The following is a 16,264-nucleotide window of genomic DNA, read 5'->3' as shown; positions in this document are numbered from 1 at the left end:
TTAAAAATACCAAGTTTGAATCTATACCCGATAGATTTCAATTTGCAGCGGGGCGGCAAGTGAACACATCCCCAAGAGCATAGATAATTATGTGACTGGGGTAAGTGAACGTAGCCAACAAAGCAGCAACTTGAAAGATGAAGAGTATATGTACCTCTGAATTAGTTGTTCTTAGAATAAAAGGTATTTCCGTTATTGGTAAATGATCAATTGCTGAAATAAATCTGCTTAAGCTGTTGGCAAGGCTGAAACAGATTAATTAAGCCATAATACGGAAATAAACTCAGTAGATATCTGATATTCTCTTGGCACTTTTAATCAATATTTCTTTATAATCAGGCGTCTGTTTTTCTACATTGGAAAATATAGCCTGACTTGTGGCATTGGTTATCTCTTTTCCTGCGAATTCTGGAGTGCCGCTATTGAACGGAGGTTTTGGGTTATATTGCAGCGCCAATTGAGCTATTTGTGCGTGTTCTTCATCTTTAATTTCCGCGAGCAATGTTAAACCAAAATCAATCCCCGCAGTAACTCCGCCCCCTGTGATCCGGTTTCTATCGATAACGACTCTTTTATTGACCGGTATTGCACCGAACTTGCTGAGATTGTCCATCATCGACCAATGAGTCGCCGCTTTATACCCTTTTAGCAAGCCAGCGGCTCCTAGCAGAATAGATCCGGTACACACGCTTGTTACCCAGGATGCTTTACTGCCCACTTTATGTATCCAATCAAGCATGTCTAATTCGTTAAGTAAAGCATAAGGATTTCCTGTGCCGGGAACACATAAGATATCAACTTTGTCTAACTGCTCAAATGTTATACTCGGTGAGAATGATATATGTTCCAGTTCAGTACGTACCGGAAGTAAATCGCGCCAAACATATTCAATATTTAACCATTCTCCTACTGTAAGAATCGTCGCGGGACCAATCATATCAAGAGGTGTAATGCCCGGAAAAATGACAAAAGCGAGGGTGGGCTTTCCTCCAGATGATGCTTTCATTGCCGAAGGTAATGCTATAGAGCGTTCTTTGGCAAAAGCATTCTGATTGGCAAAAATGCCTATTGATGAAATTGTCAGTGCAGATTTAATAATAAAATTTCTTCTATCAATAGATATATTTTTCATGGCGAAATTTTCCTTATCGAGATTGAAAGCGAACCGAAATACGTGTGCCGTTACCTTTATCGATCGCTGAATGTTTATATTCCCGGTAGTGAATTGATGGGATAACTGTAATCGTTAGTTAATTGGCGTATATGCCAATATTGCGACAATTTACGCCAAGTGCCATAATTTCCTTATGAACATTAAAACTCTCTATTTGCTGATCTTCCCCAATATAAATCTGCTGGATCTTTCAGGGCCATTGCAGGTCTTTACAACAGCTAATGATCTGGCAGAGAAGTCCGGTCACAGACAACCCTACACCATAAAAGTCGTGGCTTGTGATCCCGGACAAATAATGACAGAGGCCGGAATAAGTGTACAGGCAGAACCCTTGCCTGAGCTGGATTCTCCCGCTGATACTTTGATCGTTGTAGGGGGAATCGGCGTTGAGTTAGCGGCGAGCCATCCGCCATTGCGTAATTGGTTAAAGGGACATGCACCTTTGGCTAGGCGTATTGTGTCTATATGCAGTGGGGCATTCGTTCTGGCTGCCTGCGGGTTGCTTGATGGCCGCCGAGTCGTTACTCATTGGAGCAGCTGCGCCGAACTGGCCCGGCGTTACAGTAAATTACAGGTAGAATGTGATCCCATCTTTATTCAGGATGGTCCGGTGTGGACTTCTGCCGGTGTTACCGCAGGTATCGATCTGGCTCTAGCGCTGCTGGAAGAAGATCTCGGTCATAAAATGGCACTGGATGTTGCACGGAACCTTGTTATGTTTCTTAAACGTCCTGGTGGGCAGGAACAGTTTAGTGCTCCGCTGGCGTTACAAAGTAGCACAAGTAAATTTGCAGATCTGCACGCCTGGATGACCAACAATTTGGCAGGTGATCTTTCCGTGATAGCCTTGGCCGCTCGTGCCAATATGAGTGAGCGTAGCTTCGTGCGCCACTACGGCCAACATGTAGGAATTACGCCAGCCAAAGCGGTGGAGCGATTCCGTCTGGAAGCAGCGCGTCATCTTTTGGTTGAATCCACGCTATCGCTCAAGTGTATAGCTTCCCGTTGTGGTTTCGGTTGTGAAGACACTTTACGCCGTAGTTTCTGCCGGGCGTTCGGGAGTACGCCGCAGGATTATCGCAAGCATTTCAAGACGACGCTTTAAATCACTTTTTTGTCAATATTTTTTCCTTTATTCCCGTATTCCCGGCTGTTTCCTGTTTCAATCGTCTCCACAACGTAGTTCGGCTAATCCCCAGATATTCCGCGGTTGCACTGTGATTGCCAGAAAATCGTTGCAAGGTTTCATAAGCGGAAGGTGGTGCAACACGTGAAGATTGCTTAGTCAGGGAAGGGAGGGACTTCATACTTTTTTCTGCCAGTCTGGATGCAAGTTGGCGCTCCGGTGAAAGGGCCAATATCAATTCAGGGGTCAATGTATGCTCCGGGTGGGCACTGAGGTATAACGTGAGCCGTTCCATCAGATTACGCAGTTCTCGGACATTACCGGGCCAATGATAGGCTTGTAATGCTTCCTGACAGGTAGAAAGCTCTTGTACTCTTGATGGTGATATTGGCAAATTTAATGCAGCAAATGCTCGCCGCAGATATTCTAGCGCTAATAGACTAATATCATTGTCCCTTTCCCTGAGAGCTGGAATGTTGATCCGCAATACACTCAGGCGGTAGAACAAATCTGTTCGAAAACGTCCTTCCTGAACCCAGGTATCCAGATCGCAATGTGTGGCACAAATGATTCGAACATCAACAGCAATTGGACGGTGCCCGCCTACCCTGACAACGGATTTTTCTTCCAGTACCCTCAATAGCCGTGTCTGAAGAGGTAATGGCATTTCACCAATTTCATCCAGAAATAGTGTGCCCCTATGGGCAACTTCAAAAAGACCAGCACGTCCTCCGCGCCGGGAACCAGTAAAAGCGCCTTCTTCATAACCAAACAACTCCGCTTCCAGTAGAGATTCAGCAATAGCACCGCAGTTAACAGCAACAAATGGATGCCGATGTTTACCAACAACTTGACCATATCGGAGGGCATATTCATGGTGAATAGCTTGTGCGACAAGTTCTTTCCCAGTGCCGCTTTCTCCCTGTATCAGCACTGTGGCAGGTGAACGAGCATATAGCATGATGGTGTTGCGTACATGTTCCATCGCTGCTGAATTCCCTTGGATATCATTCAGGGTGTGGCGGATATGCAAGGTGTTCTCTGTTGGATAGACCGCAATTGCAGCCCGGTCAAGCTTAGTCATTTTGGCGATATCCAGTGCATCATGGAATGCCTGGCGAATAGAATCCGCAGAATAGACAAAGACACCCACAAGTTCAGCCTCATAGGCGAGATCGGTAATCAGCCCGGCCCCGACAATCACTTTAATGCCGATGGCTTTTAGTGCATTGACTTGGGCACGAGCATCTTCTTCCGTGACGTAGCTGCGTTGTTCAATACGCAGGTTGAACCGTTGCTGAAATTCTTCCAGTGCAGGCAACGTATTTTGATAGGTTATAACGCCAATACGGGAGCTAATTTGTCGTGCGCGAGCTAATGCCTGCATAAAATCAAACCCGCTGGCCTTAGCAATAATAACCGGTACTGACAAACGGCTTTTCAGATAGGCTCCATTGGAGCCAGCACAAAGCACTGCATCACAACGTTCGGTTGTTAAGCGCTTGCGAATGTGCTGAACTGCATTTTCAAAACCAAGTTGAATTGGTGTGATATCTGCCTGATGGTCGAACTCTGGCGTGATGTCGCGGAATAGATCAAAAAGACGGGAAACAGATACGGTCCAAATGACGGGTTTGTCACTGTTATCACGCCCTATTGATTGTGTTTCTGCCATTCTGCTTCCCCTAAAAGTGTGCGCTGTTTTTATTTTTCCCCACCGCAATAATTTGATGTTTCAAATTTGTTTCTATAATGTTTCGTGAAACAATAATTGACTCATTATGAAACAAATATGTTTTTGTATCAATGATACTTTTCTGCGGGAAAGTAAATAGCTTAAATTCTATTTTTTTAATTTAAAAACAATGCATTAAATATTATTTTATCTTTGTTTTTTTAAGTTTATTAACCATCTTTTATTCTATTGGCACGTACATTGCTTTATAACAAATGAATTTCATTTTAATAACAATAAGGTTATGTATGGCGCTTTTCTCTGCTGGTTTGGCATTTCGTCAGGCTATAGAAGCTGAATCCCCACTACAGGTTGTTGGCACTATTAATGCGAATCATGCGTTGCTGGCAAAACGGGCAGGGTATAAAGCTATTTATCTCTCTGGTGGCGGTGTATCGGCGGGATCATTGGGGATGCCTGATCTGGGAATTTCAACGCTGGATGATGTGCTGACAGATATTCGTCGTATTACAGACGTGTGTGATTTGCCCTTGCTGGTAGATGCGGATATCGGTTTTGGCTCTTCCGCCTTTAATGTGGCCCGCACAGTGCGTTCAATGATTAAAGCTGGTGCTGCGGGGTTACATATTGAGGATCAGGTTGGCGCGAAACGTTGCGGTCATCGCCCGAATAAAGAGATTGTGTCTAAAGAGGAAATGGTTGATCGCATCAAGGCCGCAGTCGATGCCCGCACTGATGAGAATTTCATCATTATGGCCCGTACTGATGCTTTGGCGGTTGTTGGATTAGAAGCGGCGCTTGACAGAGCCAAAGCCTATATTGAAGCCGGGGCGGATATGCTGTTTCCTGAGGCGATCACTGAATTACACATGTATAAAACATTTGCGTCAACAACCAGGGTTCCAGTGTTGGCTAACATTACCGAATTTGGGGCGACCCCACTTTTTACGACTGAAGAGTTAAAAAGTGTGGATGTCTCCATCGCGCTTTACCCGCTTTCTGCCTTCCGGGCAATGAATAAGGCTGCCGAGCAGGTTTATACCACCATCCGGCACGAAGGAACACAGAAGAACGTGATTAATATGATGCAGACCCGTAACGAGTTATACGAAAGCATCAACTACTATGATTTTGAACAAAAACTGGATGCACTTTTCTCCCAGAAAAAATCTCAATAACGAAACAGTTCCACCCAATTTCATCACTTTATATGGCATAAAACGGTAGAGGTGATACCCATGAGCGAACAGAATACGATTACTGAATCAACCACATTCAAGCCTAAAAAATCTGTTGTCCTTTCAGGAGTCAGTGCGGGTAACACAGCACTTTGCACAGTTGGAAAAACCGGCAACGATTTGCACTACCGTGGTTACGATATTCTTGATCTTGCAACCCAATGTGAATTTGAGGAAGTCGCGTACCTGTTGATTCACGAAAAACTGCCTTCCCGCGCTGAACTGACTGCCTATAAAACGAAATTAAAAGCACTGCGAGGCTTGCCGGGTAGCGTCAAGGCAGCACTGGAAACATTGCCCGCAGCCGCTCATCCTATGGACGTCATGCGTACTGGAGCTTCTGTTCTTGGTTGTACATTACCGGAGAAAGACGATCATCATCTTGCTGGTGCGCGTGATATTGCTGACAGATTGCTGGCCTCTTTCGGTTCCATGTTGCTCTACTGGTATCACTATAGCCATAACGGACGCCGTATTGAGGTAGAAACCGACGATGAATCGATAGGTGGGCATTTTCTTCATCTTCTGCATGGTGAAAAACCCAGTGAATCATGGGAAAAAACCATGCATGCATCCTTGATCCTTTATGCAGAACATGAATTTAATGCCTCAACATTTACCAGTCGGGTTATCGCAGGAACTGGCACAGATATTTATTCCGCCATCATCGGGGCGATTGGCGCGTTGCGAGGACCAAAACACGGTGGAGCAAATGAAGTTTCTTTTGAAATTCAACAGCGTTATGAGAATCCTGACGAAGCTGAGAGAGATATCCTAGCGCGTCTGGAAAGAAAAGAGGTCATTATCGGTTTTGGCCATCCGGTTTATACCATCTCAGATCCCCGTCACAAAGTGATTAAAGATTTAGCGCTGAAACTCTCCAGACAAGCAGGAACAACCAAAATGTTTGATATTGCGGATCGACTGGAATCTGTGATGTGGGCTAATAAAAAAATGTTCCCGAATCTTGATTGGTTCTCTGCGGTTTCCTATCACATGATGAGGGTGCCAACGGCGATGTTTACGCCGTTATTTGTGATGGCTCGTACCGCCGGATGGGCTGCTCACATCATTGAACAGCGGATTGATAACAAAATTATTCGGCCTTCGGCCAACTATACCGGACCAGAAAATCGGGTATTTATGCCAATTGATGAACGTGGATAACGTTATTTCCGGTGTGGGGTTTCCTGCATTAATATTTTTTTAACAAGGAATTATTATGTCTACCTCTGTTACAAATAACCGTCCTGAATATGATCAGGTTATTGTGGATATTGTGGATTATGTTATGGAATATACCGTCACATCGTCCATCGCCCATGAAACGGCTTATTACTGCTTTCTGGATACATTGGGCTGTGGGCTGGAGGCACTAGAATATCCGGCCTGTAAGAAATTACTGGGGCCGATTGTGCCGGGTACGGTTGTGCCCAATGGGGTACGTGTACCGGGAACTCAGTTCCAGCTTGATCCCGTACAGGCGGCATTTAACATTGGTACGATGATCCGGTGGTTAGATTTCAATGACACATGGCTTGCAGCGGAATGGGGACATCCATCCGACAATCTCGGTGGCATATTGGCAGTGGCTGACTGGTTATCAAGGAATGCCGTCGCTGGTGGGAAAAAGCCTCTTACGATCAAAGATGTTTTGATTGGTATGATCAAAGCACATGAGATTCAGGGATGCCTTGCATTGGAGAATGCGTTTAATAAAGTTGGGCTGGATCACGTCGTTCTGGTAAAAGTGGCTTCGACAGCCGTTGTTGCTGAAATGCTGGGATTGAATCGGGAAGAGATCCTGAGTGTCGTGTCGCTCGCTTGGGTCGATGGGCAAGCGCTGAGAACGTACCGCCATGCTCCCAATACGGGGTCACGCAAATCCTGGGCCGCGGGTGATGCGACATCTCGTGCGGTTCGTTTAGCTCTGATGGTACAAAAGGGTGAAATGGGCTATCCCTCGGTATTAACGGCAAAAACCTGGGGATTTTATGATGTCCTGTTCAATGGTCAGCCTTTTGAATTCCAGCGTCCATATGGTGCTTATGTGATGGAAAATGTGCTGTTCAAGATCGCTTTCCCGGCAGAATTTCATGCGCAAACTGCTGTTGAAGCTGCAATGAATTTGCATCAGCAATTGAAAGACATCGGTAAGACCATTGCTGACATTGCAAAAATCACTATTCGTACCCATGAAGCTTGTATTCGGATTATCGATAAACAAGGCCCATTAAATAATCCTGCTGACAGAGACCACTGTATTCAATATATGGTTGCAGTGCCTTTGATTTTTGGCCGCCTCACCGCTGCGGATTATGAAGATAGCGTCGCGGCAGATCCCCGTATTGATGCACTGCGGGAAAAAATAGTGTGTGTTGAACATCCTGATTTTACTCGTGATTATCACGATCCAGAAAAACGCGCTATTGCTAACGCATTAACTGTTACGTTAGCAGATGGTAGCCAACTAGATGAAGTCAAGGTTGAATTCCCTATCGGTCATGCTCGTCGTCGCAAAGAAGGCATGCCGTTATTGCTGGAGAAATTCAAAACCAACCTGGCACGTCAGTTCCCTGAATCCCAGCAGAGGAGAATTCTGTCTGTTTCCCTTGATCGTTCATTGCTGGAAAATATGCCTGTAAACGAATACCTCGATTTGTACGTTATATGATCTAAATTTTTCGTTATTGATTGGCTGATAGTTTGAAAATTTTATCCCGAAATTCATCCTGCCAGTACATGGTCGTGAACGTTCCGATATCGCGTCTACGACCATGATGTAGTATAGAAAATCAGCATATCAAGGTGTTGCTATGCTTGATTCGGTTAGTAAAATGGTTATTGCACCAAGTAGAGTGGATGTTTTGTTGGATAGGAATCGTATTCAGCTGACGGTACCATCTTAATAGATGATTTATTATCTCTGATTATCTTTAATCCATTCACCGGCCATTTAGCCGAATTAAGAAGAAATGAGGCTGGTTGTCCAGCTGTGCCAATAGCAGGAGCACCGATTTTTAATGAAGCGCCATATGGAATGGCATGGAAAATCTCAGGCGTGACTTCGACGAAGTTCTTAGTTAAGAACTGAATTGGTCGAATGGAATCAGCTTGAAAACGCGTTCCTGATACAACAAATGTTAAAGGTAAGCCGACTGCTTTAATTCCATAGCCTTCGTAGATATTCGCAACCTGACTGGGAAGCATACTTTTACAGCTCATTCCAGCACTGATGTCGATACCAATATGTGCCAAGTTTGTAGGCGACCTACGAGGGAAATTACGCGCAGTCGCATTGATAACATCAATTGGCAGTGTACTGCACTGTCCGGTACTTGAGACAACTGAGTGCTTATCCGGTCTTGATACAATACCGGGACCTTCTACAGTGGCGGTGCTTAATTGGACATCGTTGTAGATTTTCGTAGAGAAGTCTGGCGGATAAAAGCTTAAAGATAGTCTGGAACCATCATTGTGAGCTACGATCCATGCATTGAGTGCATCAGAAAACTGCATATCGACGCGATTCTCTTCCGTTTTTGTGACGAATCCATTCGGAGTAAGTTCTTCCACTTCACTTTGAAAGGTTGGATCGGGAGATCTTAAGATATATTGTCCACCGCCGCCGTAAATTTTATCTAGGGAATTTGCTCCGGTTGTATCGGTGTACATAAGGTAAAACATACCATTGAGATAGGATACGGAAGGTTGCCCTGCTCCGTAAGGATTTCCATCTAGCTTCTTGTTAGCGGGTAAGATTATCGGATTACCATTGTTTGCACGTGTCCAGTTAATTCCGTCAGTACTTGTTGCGAGGCCAATTTTTGTTATGCCTCCGATTTCAGTGCGAATACTGTCCCATCCACCGTAATACATATAATATGTACCATTAACTCGTATGACAGAGGGATCGCAAGTATGGACTTTATCGAATGCGTTCACTGCTTTGTCGGGAGAAAAAACAATCTGGTAAGCATTTTTACCCCCACGGGCACGGAAAGGGCCATCAAGAGATGAAGATTCGGCATAGAAAATATGGTCACCGGGATGAGTGGGATCGGAACCACACCACCACATCCGATATACCCCGTCCAACATCACGGAAGGCGCATAGTTGTATACCCCCCCCCCTTAACCACAGGACCGATAGAAGTTCGAATATCTGATGTTGTTAACGGTATTTCTGTTTGTGCGAATGATGGGGCTGCCAATAATAACTCGCAGAGAAGAATTGGGAACAATAAAATATTTCGGGAAATCACACTCAAATAGAGGAGTAAGAATCTGCAAGAATGCAGAGCATAAACTAAAGCATCATTTAACGCAGATTCGCAATGATTTTTCCAGGCTGACATTTTGAATATATGGTTGCTTATGTTTAATTGTTTAGTAATGATGCCCCAAATTTTGGGAACTGTTTTGGTACATAAAGTCACAATTTTCTCCAGAGTTTTAAGTTTCAGTAATGGAGCGAGTAAAGTTCTTAGTAAAACTTCCCTCAGATATGCCCCTAAAAAAAGATGCAAGGATTGATAACTAGTATTCGTCGTGTTAGCTCCATTCGGAGACTGATAATTTAACCTGTACTGTCTTTCAGCAATAATGCAGTGTAATATTCTGTTTTCATTGGTGGTTATAAAGGTAAATTTTTTGTGTTTTTTCCTTTCCAGTGAAAAACTATCAGAATTAAATAATTCAGTATAAAAAATTAATCAGATATTATTCGTTTTGTGGTGAATATCTGTTCATGTCAAAAAATGTTACCTAAATCACAAAATAATATCAATGAGTTTATTTTTAAGACTATTCCTAATTAATCGAGCAAAAAATATCGGTTGGGGACCGGTTCTCTTATTCCGTTTTATCGTGTGTTGTATTTCAGCCATAGAAAACGCAAGTCTGCGTTTTTTCTGATGTTCACAACCGTAAAAAGTTGCATAACTTAAGGCTTTTCTAATGAGTATTTTTTGTTGAGGATAAAAAAAATGCGGCTGTAATATGAAGGTCTATGGATTATATATAAGGGTCAATATGGAAACAGAATTGTGTAGACATACTGAATCAAATCTACCTTTATTACGCATGGGGCAATGCCTTTGCTCGTGACGTTAATCTCTGTGATTTTGTTCGGTGTTCATTTGGAATTCACTTAGATTGTGGGTATTGTTGTCATTTATTTAGGAATTATGCGGCTAACTTCTCACAATGGTTTCCTAAATAGTGAAGAACGAGCAATGAGTTTCACGTTAGGTACCGTTGGCTTTTATCGTTACATTTATCTTGCTAAGAATGCAGTTATTGCGGCAGGCTGGATTTTCGATATTTTTGGTCGAGTTAATGAACATAATCCATCTCGCTAACCTGAGAAAAGCATCAAATTTTGCTGCCAAAGCGACATTCCTGCATAAAGTGTTTTAACATTTGGCCGTTAAATACGTACAATCCCGTCCCTGAATGTGTTCTCTACAAGAATAGGCTTAGTTTGTCACTGATCCAATTTTACCCATCGCGGTGCCGCCTGCCAGCTTGGCTCGGTATATTCGCGATACTGATGTTGTTCATTGCGCCAGTGATTTCCCGGTCACTGGAACATGCGCGCATTGGTGAGGCTCATTCATCGAATGTGGTCGATTGTCATATGGTGATGTCATCTAACGATGATATTCCCCGGAATATGTCTCATTCTGACGTTTCTTCCAGTCCTAACCATCATGATGGCATGCAGATGGGTATGCATGCCGGTGGTGGTATGTCGATGTTGGAGGATATTGCCTGTGGATACTGCGTTTTTCTGATCCATGTACCTATGCTGGATTTGGCGAATATACCGCTATTTTGGTCAACTTCGCTGACTTCACGGCCACCACCGATTCAAACCGTAGCTTCCTTTCTGCCGCATTTCATCTTTTCTGATTCGTTACCTCGCGCTCCGCCTGAACAGATCTGATCCCACTGATTTAAACATAACGAAAAGCTTTGTCCTGCTAATTGTTGAGTCAGGAAAAGTCTGTTTATGCCAAAAACTATTTGGTTGGATTCTGTGACGTATTCCACTTTTGAGAGAGATCTTTCGAGGGGTGGGTTCGTATTAAGGAAAAATGATGTTTGAAAGAAATTCTTCTCATAAAAAAAATAAACTATCTCGTTGTATTAGTTCGGCAATGCCGCTTTTTCTGCTAGCTGCTTTCAATGGATATGCGGCTGAAACGACATCAGATTCACATGAATATAAGAATAACCCAAAAATCAATGATGGAGATGTCATCACCGTAACCGCGCCCTTGCATTCGCCTTTGGCGATTGTCACTTCGCCAAAAACTCCCCGTCAGCCCGTTCCCGCAAGTGACGGTTCTGACTATTTAAAAACCATACCTGGATTTTCACAAATCCGTAATGGTGGGACTAATGGTGACCCGGTATTTCGGGGAATGTTTGGTTCAAGGCTTAAGATTTTAACTGATGGTGCAGAAATGTTGGGCGCTTGTCCGGGCAGAATGGATGCCCCTTCATCTTATATTTCACCTGAAAGTTATGATTTGCTGACGGTGATTAAAGGGCCGCAATCTGTGCTGTGGGGGCCGGGTGCTTCAGCAGGTACCATAAGGTTTGAACGTGAATATCCTCGATTTGAGGAGCCGGGGATAAAAGTCAATGCCAGTGGATTGGCTGGCTCAAATAGTCGTTGGGATGGCAATGTTGATGCCAGTATCGGTAGTGAATTGGGATATTTACGTTTAATGGGAAATAAGTCCCGTTCAGATGATTACAAAGATGGCGGTGGATATCGTGTTCCGTCTCGCTGGGATAAATGGAATAGTGATTTGGCATTAGGATGGACGCCAGATAAAGATACTTTGTTTGAATTGACTGCCGGGAAGGGGGATGGAGAGGCCCGCTATGCTGGGCGCAGCATGGATGGATCACAATTCAAACGTGAAAGTCTCGGTCTGCGTTTTGAGAAATCTAACATTGGTGAGGTTTTTGATAAAGTTGAAGCTCAGGTTTATTACAACTACACCAACCATATTATGGACAATATCACCCTGCGTTCTCCGAACATGGGCATGTCTTCTTCGACCTGTAAGCATATGTGTGGCATGCACATGAATATGAATAGCGGTATGTCGATGCAATTGGATCGCCGCGTCGTGGGCGGAAGAGCTATGGGGACCTGGATATGGCAAGATTTCAAACTGGAAGGCGGTGCAGATACGCAAACCAATACCCATCGTAATAAAGTTGGCGGTGCATGGCAAAAGGATGCTCAATTCCATAATTATGGTTTGTTTGGTGAATTGACCTGGTATGCCACAGAACAGAGTGAGTTGATAACGGGTGCTCGTCTTGATCGCACTTTGGTAAAAAGATTTGCTGGAAATAGTGAGAAGGAACGCAATGATACCTTGCCAAGTGGTTTTATGCGTTTAGAGCATACTTTGGCTGATGCACCACTGATGTTTTATGCTGGTGTTGGCTATACCGAGCGTTTTCCTGATTATTGGGAACTCTTTTCGCCTAAATATGGTCCGGCTGGTAGTGCCAGTGCTTTTGATGGGGTGAAAAGCGAGAAAACCACCCAGCTTGATATTGGTGCTCAATATACCAGTGAACGTTTTAATAGTTGGGTATCCGCTTACGTAGGGCGTGTAAATGATTTCATTTTATTCAGATATAGCCCGCACAATGCTCGTATTAGTCAGGCTGATAATGTCAATGCCAATATTATGGGGGGAGAGATGGGCTTTGGTTATCAACTGACAGAACATTGGAAAACGGATGCCAGCCTTGCTTATTCCTGGGGTGAAAACACTACGGACAATAAGCCGATGCCTCAGATTCCACCTCTGGAAGCTCGTTTCGGCTTGACTTATGAACGTGGCGATTGGAGTAGTACCGGTTTATGGCGTTTGGTGAGCAGCCAGCATCGGATTGCTGTGAATCAAGGAAACGTTGTTGGTAAAGATTTTGAAAGCAGTCCAGGTTTTGGCGTACTTTCTGCGAACGTTGCCTATAAGGTTAATAAAAATGTCAAAGTTAGCGCTGGTATCGACAATATTTTGGATAAAGAATATAGCGAACATCTTAACCTTGCGGGGAATAGCACCTTTGGTTATTCAGCGAATACTTCAGTAAATGAACCGAGTAGGACGGTGTGGGCTAAAATGAATGTCACATTTTAATTAGAAAATGGCGTCCAGTGATTGGACGCCAATATTTGTTTTTTTCCTGGTGTATTGCCGGAATAAAATCCGGCAAAAATGATCACTTCTTGTTACCGATATACGGATAAATTCTTACATAATCAACATCGAATGTTGCAGTGGTTTCATTGATGAGCCTTGTTCGGCTTAGAACTTCTTGATGACGTTTACTATCTGCTATAGACTTATGCGCATGTTTTATACGCATAGATGAGCTGTCTGATGAAAAGACAAAGTGCCTCAACCGTAGAACGAAAACGATCCGGTAAACGTGGTACAAACGTTTATTTAACCGCTGAAGTGGTAGATGAAGCCCGTGATTTAGGGATCAACTTATCAGCGACACTAGATAAAATATTGTCCGACGTTGTTCGTGAGAAAAGAAGACAGCAATGGAAAGCTGAAAATAAAGCCGGTATCTACGCTTTCAATGAATTTGAGCGTGGTGCTGGGCTATTTACCGATGATGATGAATACGGGGTTATTTGATGGCTCAGTACGCTGTTTACCGCAATAAATCCCCTAAATCGAGGCAGCAATACCCTTTTATTATCGACATTCAAAATGATTTATTAGATGACTATGATTCACGGGTAATTATGCCGATTGCTCTGCTGTCAGATAAAAATTCACGCGTCAAAACGTTAACACCAGTGATTGAGATTAAAGGTGATCGGTATGTTGTTATTACAAAGTCAGTGACAACGGTAGCGAAGAGTAAGTTAAAAGCTGCGGATATCGTCTGTGTTATGCCTGGTATTCACTCCGATATCATGGCAGCTTTAGATACTATCGTTTCAGGGATTTAGTTGTTTGGGTTAACTTCAAAATAAGGTTTCCGTATAAGGATTGTAATCCGAAACCACCCAAAAATTTTTATATTAATTTTAATCTGTTTTTTTAAGCATTAACTGAAATAAGAGGTTATCAATAACAGGGATAATTGCAATATCGGATTTATCTGGCTCCGGCAAAAAATCAATATCCATTAATGCGGCAAATCGTGACGTTATTAAACAGGCTTCTTCAATATCGTCGGCGTAATTCACCATCATCCCAACGAAAGTGACTAGGACATTAAAAAACATTTTTCCCATTGGGTTTGTCGGATCATAAATACTGTGACCTGGCGTAATTGAAATAGAGATCATAAAAACGCAGTCATAGCAGATAAAAAACCCCGTTTATCAAAACGGGGTGTGTATATGGTTATTCTGAATTATTTCGATGCATCCAGAGCTTGGGCAAGATCGGCAATAATATCATCAATATGTTCAATGCCGATGGATAAACGGATCATATCATGTGATACGCCGGCTTTAATTAACTCCTCATCATTTAATTGGCTGTGCGTTGTTGACGCTGGATGGCAAGCGAGTGATTTAGCATCACCAATGTTAACCAGGCGTACAATCAGCTTTAACGCGTCAATAAATTTTGCACCGGATTCTTTTCCGCCTTTAATACCAAAGGAAAGGAGTGCTGATGGTTTCCCATTGACATACTGTTGCGCCAATTCATGTTCTGGATGATTTGGCAGTCCTGCATATTTTACCCAACTAACTTGAGGATGATCTTGTAGATAATGAGCAACTTTCAGCGCATTTTCAGTATGACGCTCCATTCTTAATGCCAGTGTTTCCAATCCTTGTAAAATAAGGAAGGCATTAAACGGAGACAATGCTGCTCCCATATTACGTAACGGTACAACACGGCAATGTCCGATAAATGCAGCTTTGCCGAATTGTTCGGTGTAAGTGACGTTATGGTAGGATGGGTCTGGAGTAGTCAATATAGCAAATCGTTGCTGATGTTTTTTCCAGGGGAAATTGCCGGAATCAACAATAATGCCACCAATAGTAGTACCATGCCCTCCCATATACTTAGTTAAAGAGTGAATAACAATGTCAGCGCCATGTTCGAATGGGCGACAAAGCACGGGAGTGGCGACAGTATTGTCGACAATTAAGGGGACGCCGTGACGATGAGCCACTTCTGCAAATTTTTTCAGATCAACAATATTACCCGCTGGGTTACCAATAGATTCACAAAATACTGCTTTGGTGCGATCATCAATGAGTGATTCTAATGCAGCAATATCGTCGTGTTCAGCAAATCGGGTTTCAATACCGAATCGAGGCAATGTGTGAGTCAGCAGGTTATGAGTGCCGCCATATAACTTAGCGACGGATACAATGTTATCTCCGATGCTAGCAATGGATTGAATCGCACAGGTGACGGCAGCCATACCAGATGCAACGGCTAATGCGGCTATCCCTCCTTCAAGTAGAGCAACCCGTTTTTCGAGTACATCATTGGTTGGGTTCATAATACGGGAATAAATGTTTCCCTCGATCTTTAAATCAAACAGATCGGCGCCGTGTTGAGTATCGTCAAACGCATAAGATGTCGTTTGATAGATAGGCACAGCAACGGCTTTAGTTGTTGGATCAGGGGAATATCCGCCGTGGATAGCAAGAGTTTCTGGTTTCATTTTTAATCTCTTCTTTATATCGGTAAGATGACGTGTATTTTGGGTGAATAGTTGTATACCTGTTATCTTTCAAGTTGCCCTTTGTTGGCTGCACTCACTTACCCCAGTTACATCGTTATCTATGCTCCCGGGGATTCGCTCCCTTGCCGCCGCGATCCATCTTGAAATCTATTGGGTATAGTGGTTTTTATTAGAACCATAGCCCCATTTACGATTGCTTACAAGGAGCTTAATTTATATATCTTTTTGATTGATGAACTATTGGAATAGATATCTATGTGGACATTATATTTTCACTAATCATTTATTGGTTAAAGAAATAATTCTAAAAA

At 43.2% G+C, this 16,264-nt stretch carries 14 protein-coding genes; 9 read left to right on the top strand and 5 right to left on the bottom strand.

Annotation, left to right across the window (positions count from 1 at the left end; all coding sequences use genetic code 11):
- Positions 1-283: 283 nt before the first annotated feature.
- On the bottom strand, positions 284-1,132 hold the full coding sequence (locus BO26_RS08220) for a DJ-1/PfpI family protein (RefSeq protein WP_051690914.1): 849 nt from the start codon (positions 1,130-1,132) through the stop codon (positions 284-286).
- Between the two features lie 175 nt (positions 1,133-1,307).
- Between BO26_RS08220 and BO26_RS08215 the strand changes: the two genes are divergently transcribed.
- Positions 1,308-2,279, top strand: a complete 972-nt coding sequence (locus tag BO26_RS08215) for a GlxA family transcriptional regulator (RefSeq protein WP_036770796.1) — start codon at positions 1,308-1,310, stop codon at positions 2,277-2,279.
- Position 2,280: 1 nt separating this feature from the next.
- Here BO26_RS08215 and prpR read toward each other — a convergent pair whose 3' ends face one another.
- Positions 2,281-3,975: a propionate catabolism operon regulatory protein PrpR gene (gene prpR, locus BO26_RS08210; protein ID WP_036770795.1), complete on the bottom strand. Its 1,695-nt coding sequence runs from the start codon at positions 3,973-3,975 to the stop codon at positions 2,281-2,283.
- A gap of 308 nt (positions 3,976-4,283) precedes the next feature.
- Here prpR and prpB point away from each other — a divergent pair, with 308 nt between their 5' ends.
- The 3 genes from prpB to BO26_RS08195 are packed head-to-tail and all read left to right on the top strand — an operon-like array spanning position 4,284 to position 7,908.
- A complete protein-coding gene (prpB, locus tag BO26_RS08205; protein WP_036770794.1) occupies positions 4,284-5,174 on the top strand; it encodes a methylisocitrate lyase in 891 nt (296 codons plus the stop codon).
- Between the two features lie 60 nt (positions 5,175-5,234).
- Entirely contained in the window at positions 5,235-6,401 is a 1,167-nt protein-coding gene (gene prpC, locus BO26_RS08200) for a bifunctional 2-methylcitrate synthase/citrate synthase (protein WP_036770793.1), read from the top strand.
- A 55-nt stretch (positions 6,402-6,456) separates the two neighbouring features.
- Complete coding sequence (locus tag BO26_RS08195; protein ID WP_036770792.1) at positions 6,457-7,908, top strand: bifunctional 2-methylcitrate dehydratase/aconitate hydratase; 1,452 nt, start codon at positions 6,457-6,459, stop codon at positions 7,906-7,908.
- A 167-nt stretch (positions 7,909-8,075) separates the two neighbouring features.
- Here BO26_RS08195 and BO26_RS08190 read toward each other — a convergent pair whose 3' ends face one another.
- Positions 8,076-9,314 (bottom strand): glycoside hydrolase family protein, encoded by a 1,239-nt coding sequence (locus tag BO26_RS08190; protein ID WP_157835535.1) that lies wholly within the window; start codon positions 9,312-9,314, stop codon positions 8,076-8,078.
- 1,109 nt (positions 9,315-10,423) lie between these two features.
- On the opposite strand from BO26_RS08190, the gene BO26_RS08180 reads away from it, so the two are divergent.
- The 5 genes from BO26_RS08180 to BO26_RS08160 all read left to right on the top strand — a co-directional run bounded on the left by BO26_RS08180 (position 10,424) and on the right by BO26_RS08160 (position 14,247).
- The gene (locus BO26_RS08180) at positions 10,424-10,597 is read left to right on the top strand and encodes a hypothetical protein (protein WP_157835534.1); all 174 of its coding nucleotides are present in this window, start codon (positions 10,424-10,426) and stop codon (positions 10,595-10,597) included.
- Positions 10,598-10,719: 122 nt separating this feature from the next.
- A complete protein-coding gene (locus tag BO26_RS08175) occupies positions 10,720-11,184 on the top strand; it encodes a DUF2946 domain-containing protein (RefSeq protein ID WP_036770789.1) in 465 nt (154 codons plus the stop codon).
- A gap of 151 nt (positions 11,185-11,335) precedes the next feature.
- Positions 11,336-13,417 (top strand): TonB-dependent copper receptor, encoded by a 2,082-nt coding sequence (locus BO26_RS08170; protein ID WP_201771255.1) that lies wholly within the window; start codon positions 11,336-11,338, stop codon positions 13,415-13,417.
- A gap of 243 nt (positions 13,418-13,660) precedes the next feature.
- Positions 13,661-13,927: a type II toxin-antitoxin system CcdA family antitoxin gene (locus BO26_RS08165; RefSeq protein ID WP_051690912.1), complete on the top strand. Its 267-nt coding sequence runs from the start codon at positions 13,661-13,663 to the stop codon at positions 13,925-13,927.
- Complete coding sequence (locus tag BO26_RS08160) at positions 13,927-14,247, top strand: CcdB family protein (protein WP_036770785.1); 321 nt, start codon at positions 13,927-13,929, stop codon at positions 14,245-14,247. The genes BO26_RS08165 and BO26_RS08160 overlap by 1 nt, the downstream gene beginning before the upstream one ends.
- 78 nt (positions 14,248-14,325) lie before the next feature.
- Here BO26_RS08160 and BO26_RS08155 read toward each other — a convergent pair whose 3' ends face one another.
- Together BO26_RS08155 and BO26_RS08150 are read right to left on the bottom strand one after the other, a co-directional pair.
- Positions 14,326-14,589 carry a hypothetical protein gene (locus BO26_RS08155; protein WP_036770784.1) on the bottom strand — a complete coding sequence of 88 codons (264 nt, stop codon included), beginning with the start codon at positions 14,587-14,589 and terminating at the stop codon, positions 14,326-14,328.
- Between the two features lie 68 nt (positions 14,590-14,657).
- Positions 14,658-15,932, bottom strand: a complete 1,275-nt coding sequence (locus BO26_RS08150; RefSeq protein ID WP_036770783.1) for a bifunctional O-acetylhomoserine aminocarboxypropyltransferase/cysteine synthase — start codon at positions 15,930-15,932, stop codon at positions 14,658-14,660.
- Positions 15,933-16,264 lie beyond the last annotated feature (332 nt).

The sequence above is a fragment of the Photorhabdus australis DSM 17609 genome, assembly GCF_000711895.1.
Classification (GTDB): domain Bacteria; phylum Pseudomonadota; class Gammaproteobacteria; order Enterobacterales; family Enterobacteriaceae; genus Photorhabdus; species Photorhabdus australis.
This window is presented reverse-complemented; position numbering and strand designations above follow the sequence as displayed.

Excerpts from the sequence above, each read along its gene's own strand:
- BO26_RS08220 (WP_051690914.1), bottom strand. The coding sequence starts at position 1,132 with ATGAAAAATATATCTATTGATAGAAGAAATTTTATTATTAAATCTGCA.
- BO26_RS08215 (WP_036770796.1), top strand. The coding sequence starts at position 1,308 with ATGAACATTAAAACTCTCTATTTGCTGATCTTCCCCAATATAAATCTG.
- prpR (WP_036770795.1), bottom strand. The coding sequence starts at position 3,975 with ATGGCAGAAACACAATCAATAGGGCGTGATAACAGTGACAAACCCGTC.
- prpB (WP_036770794.1), top strand. The coding sequence starts at position 4,284 with ATGGCGCTTTTCTCTGCTGGTTTGGCATTTCGTCAGGCTATAGAAGCT.
- prpC (WP_036770793.1), top strand. The coding sequence starts at position 5,235 with ATGAGCGAACAGAATACGATTACTGAATCAACCACATTCAAGCCTAAA.
- BO26_RS08195 (WP_036770792.1), top strand. The coding sequence starts at position 6,457 with ATGTCTACCTCTGTTACAAATAACCGTCCTGAATATGATCAGGTTATT.
- BO26_RS08190 (WP_157835535.1), bottom strand. The coding sequence starts at position 9,314 with ATGTGGTGGTGTGGTTCCGATCCCACTCATCCCGGTGACCATATTTTC.
- BO26_RS08180 (WP_157835534.1), top strand. The coding sequence starts at position 10,424 with ATGCGGCTAACTTCTCACAATGGTTTCCTAAATAGTGAAGAACGAGCA.
- BO26_RS08170 (WP_201771255.1), top strand. The coding sequence starts at position 11,336 with ATGATGTTTGAAAGAAATTCTTCTCATAAAAAAAATAAACTATCTCGT.
- BO26_RS08165 (WP_051690912.1), top strand. The coding sequence starts at position 13,661 with ATGAAAAGACAAAGTGCCTCAACCGTAGAACGAAAACGATCCGGTAAA.
- BO26_RS08160 (WP_036770785.1), top strand. The coding sequence starts at position 13,927 with ATGGCTCAGTACGCTGTTTACCGCAATAAATCCCCTAAATCGAGGCAG.
- BO26_RS08155 (WP_036770784.1), bottom strand. The coding sequence starts at position 14,589 with ATGATCTCTATTTCAATTACGCCAGGTCACAGTATTTATGATCCGACA.
- BO26_RS08150 (WP_036770783.1), bottom strand. The coding sequence starts at position 15,932 with ATGAAACCAGAAACTCTTGCTATCCACGGCGGATATTCCCCTGATCCA.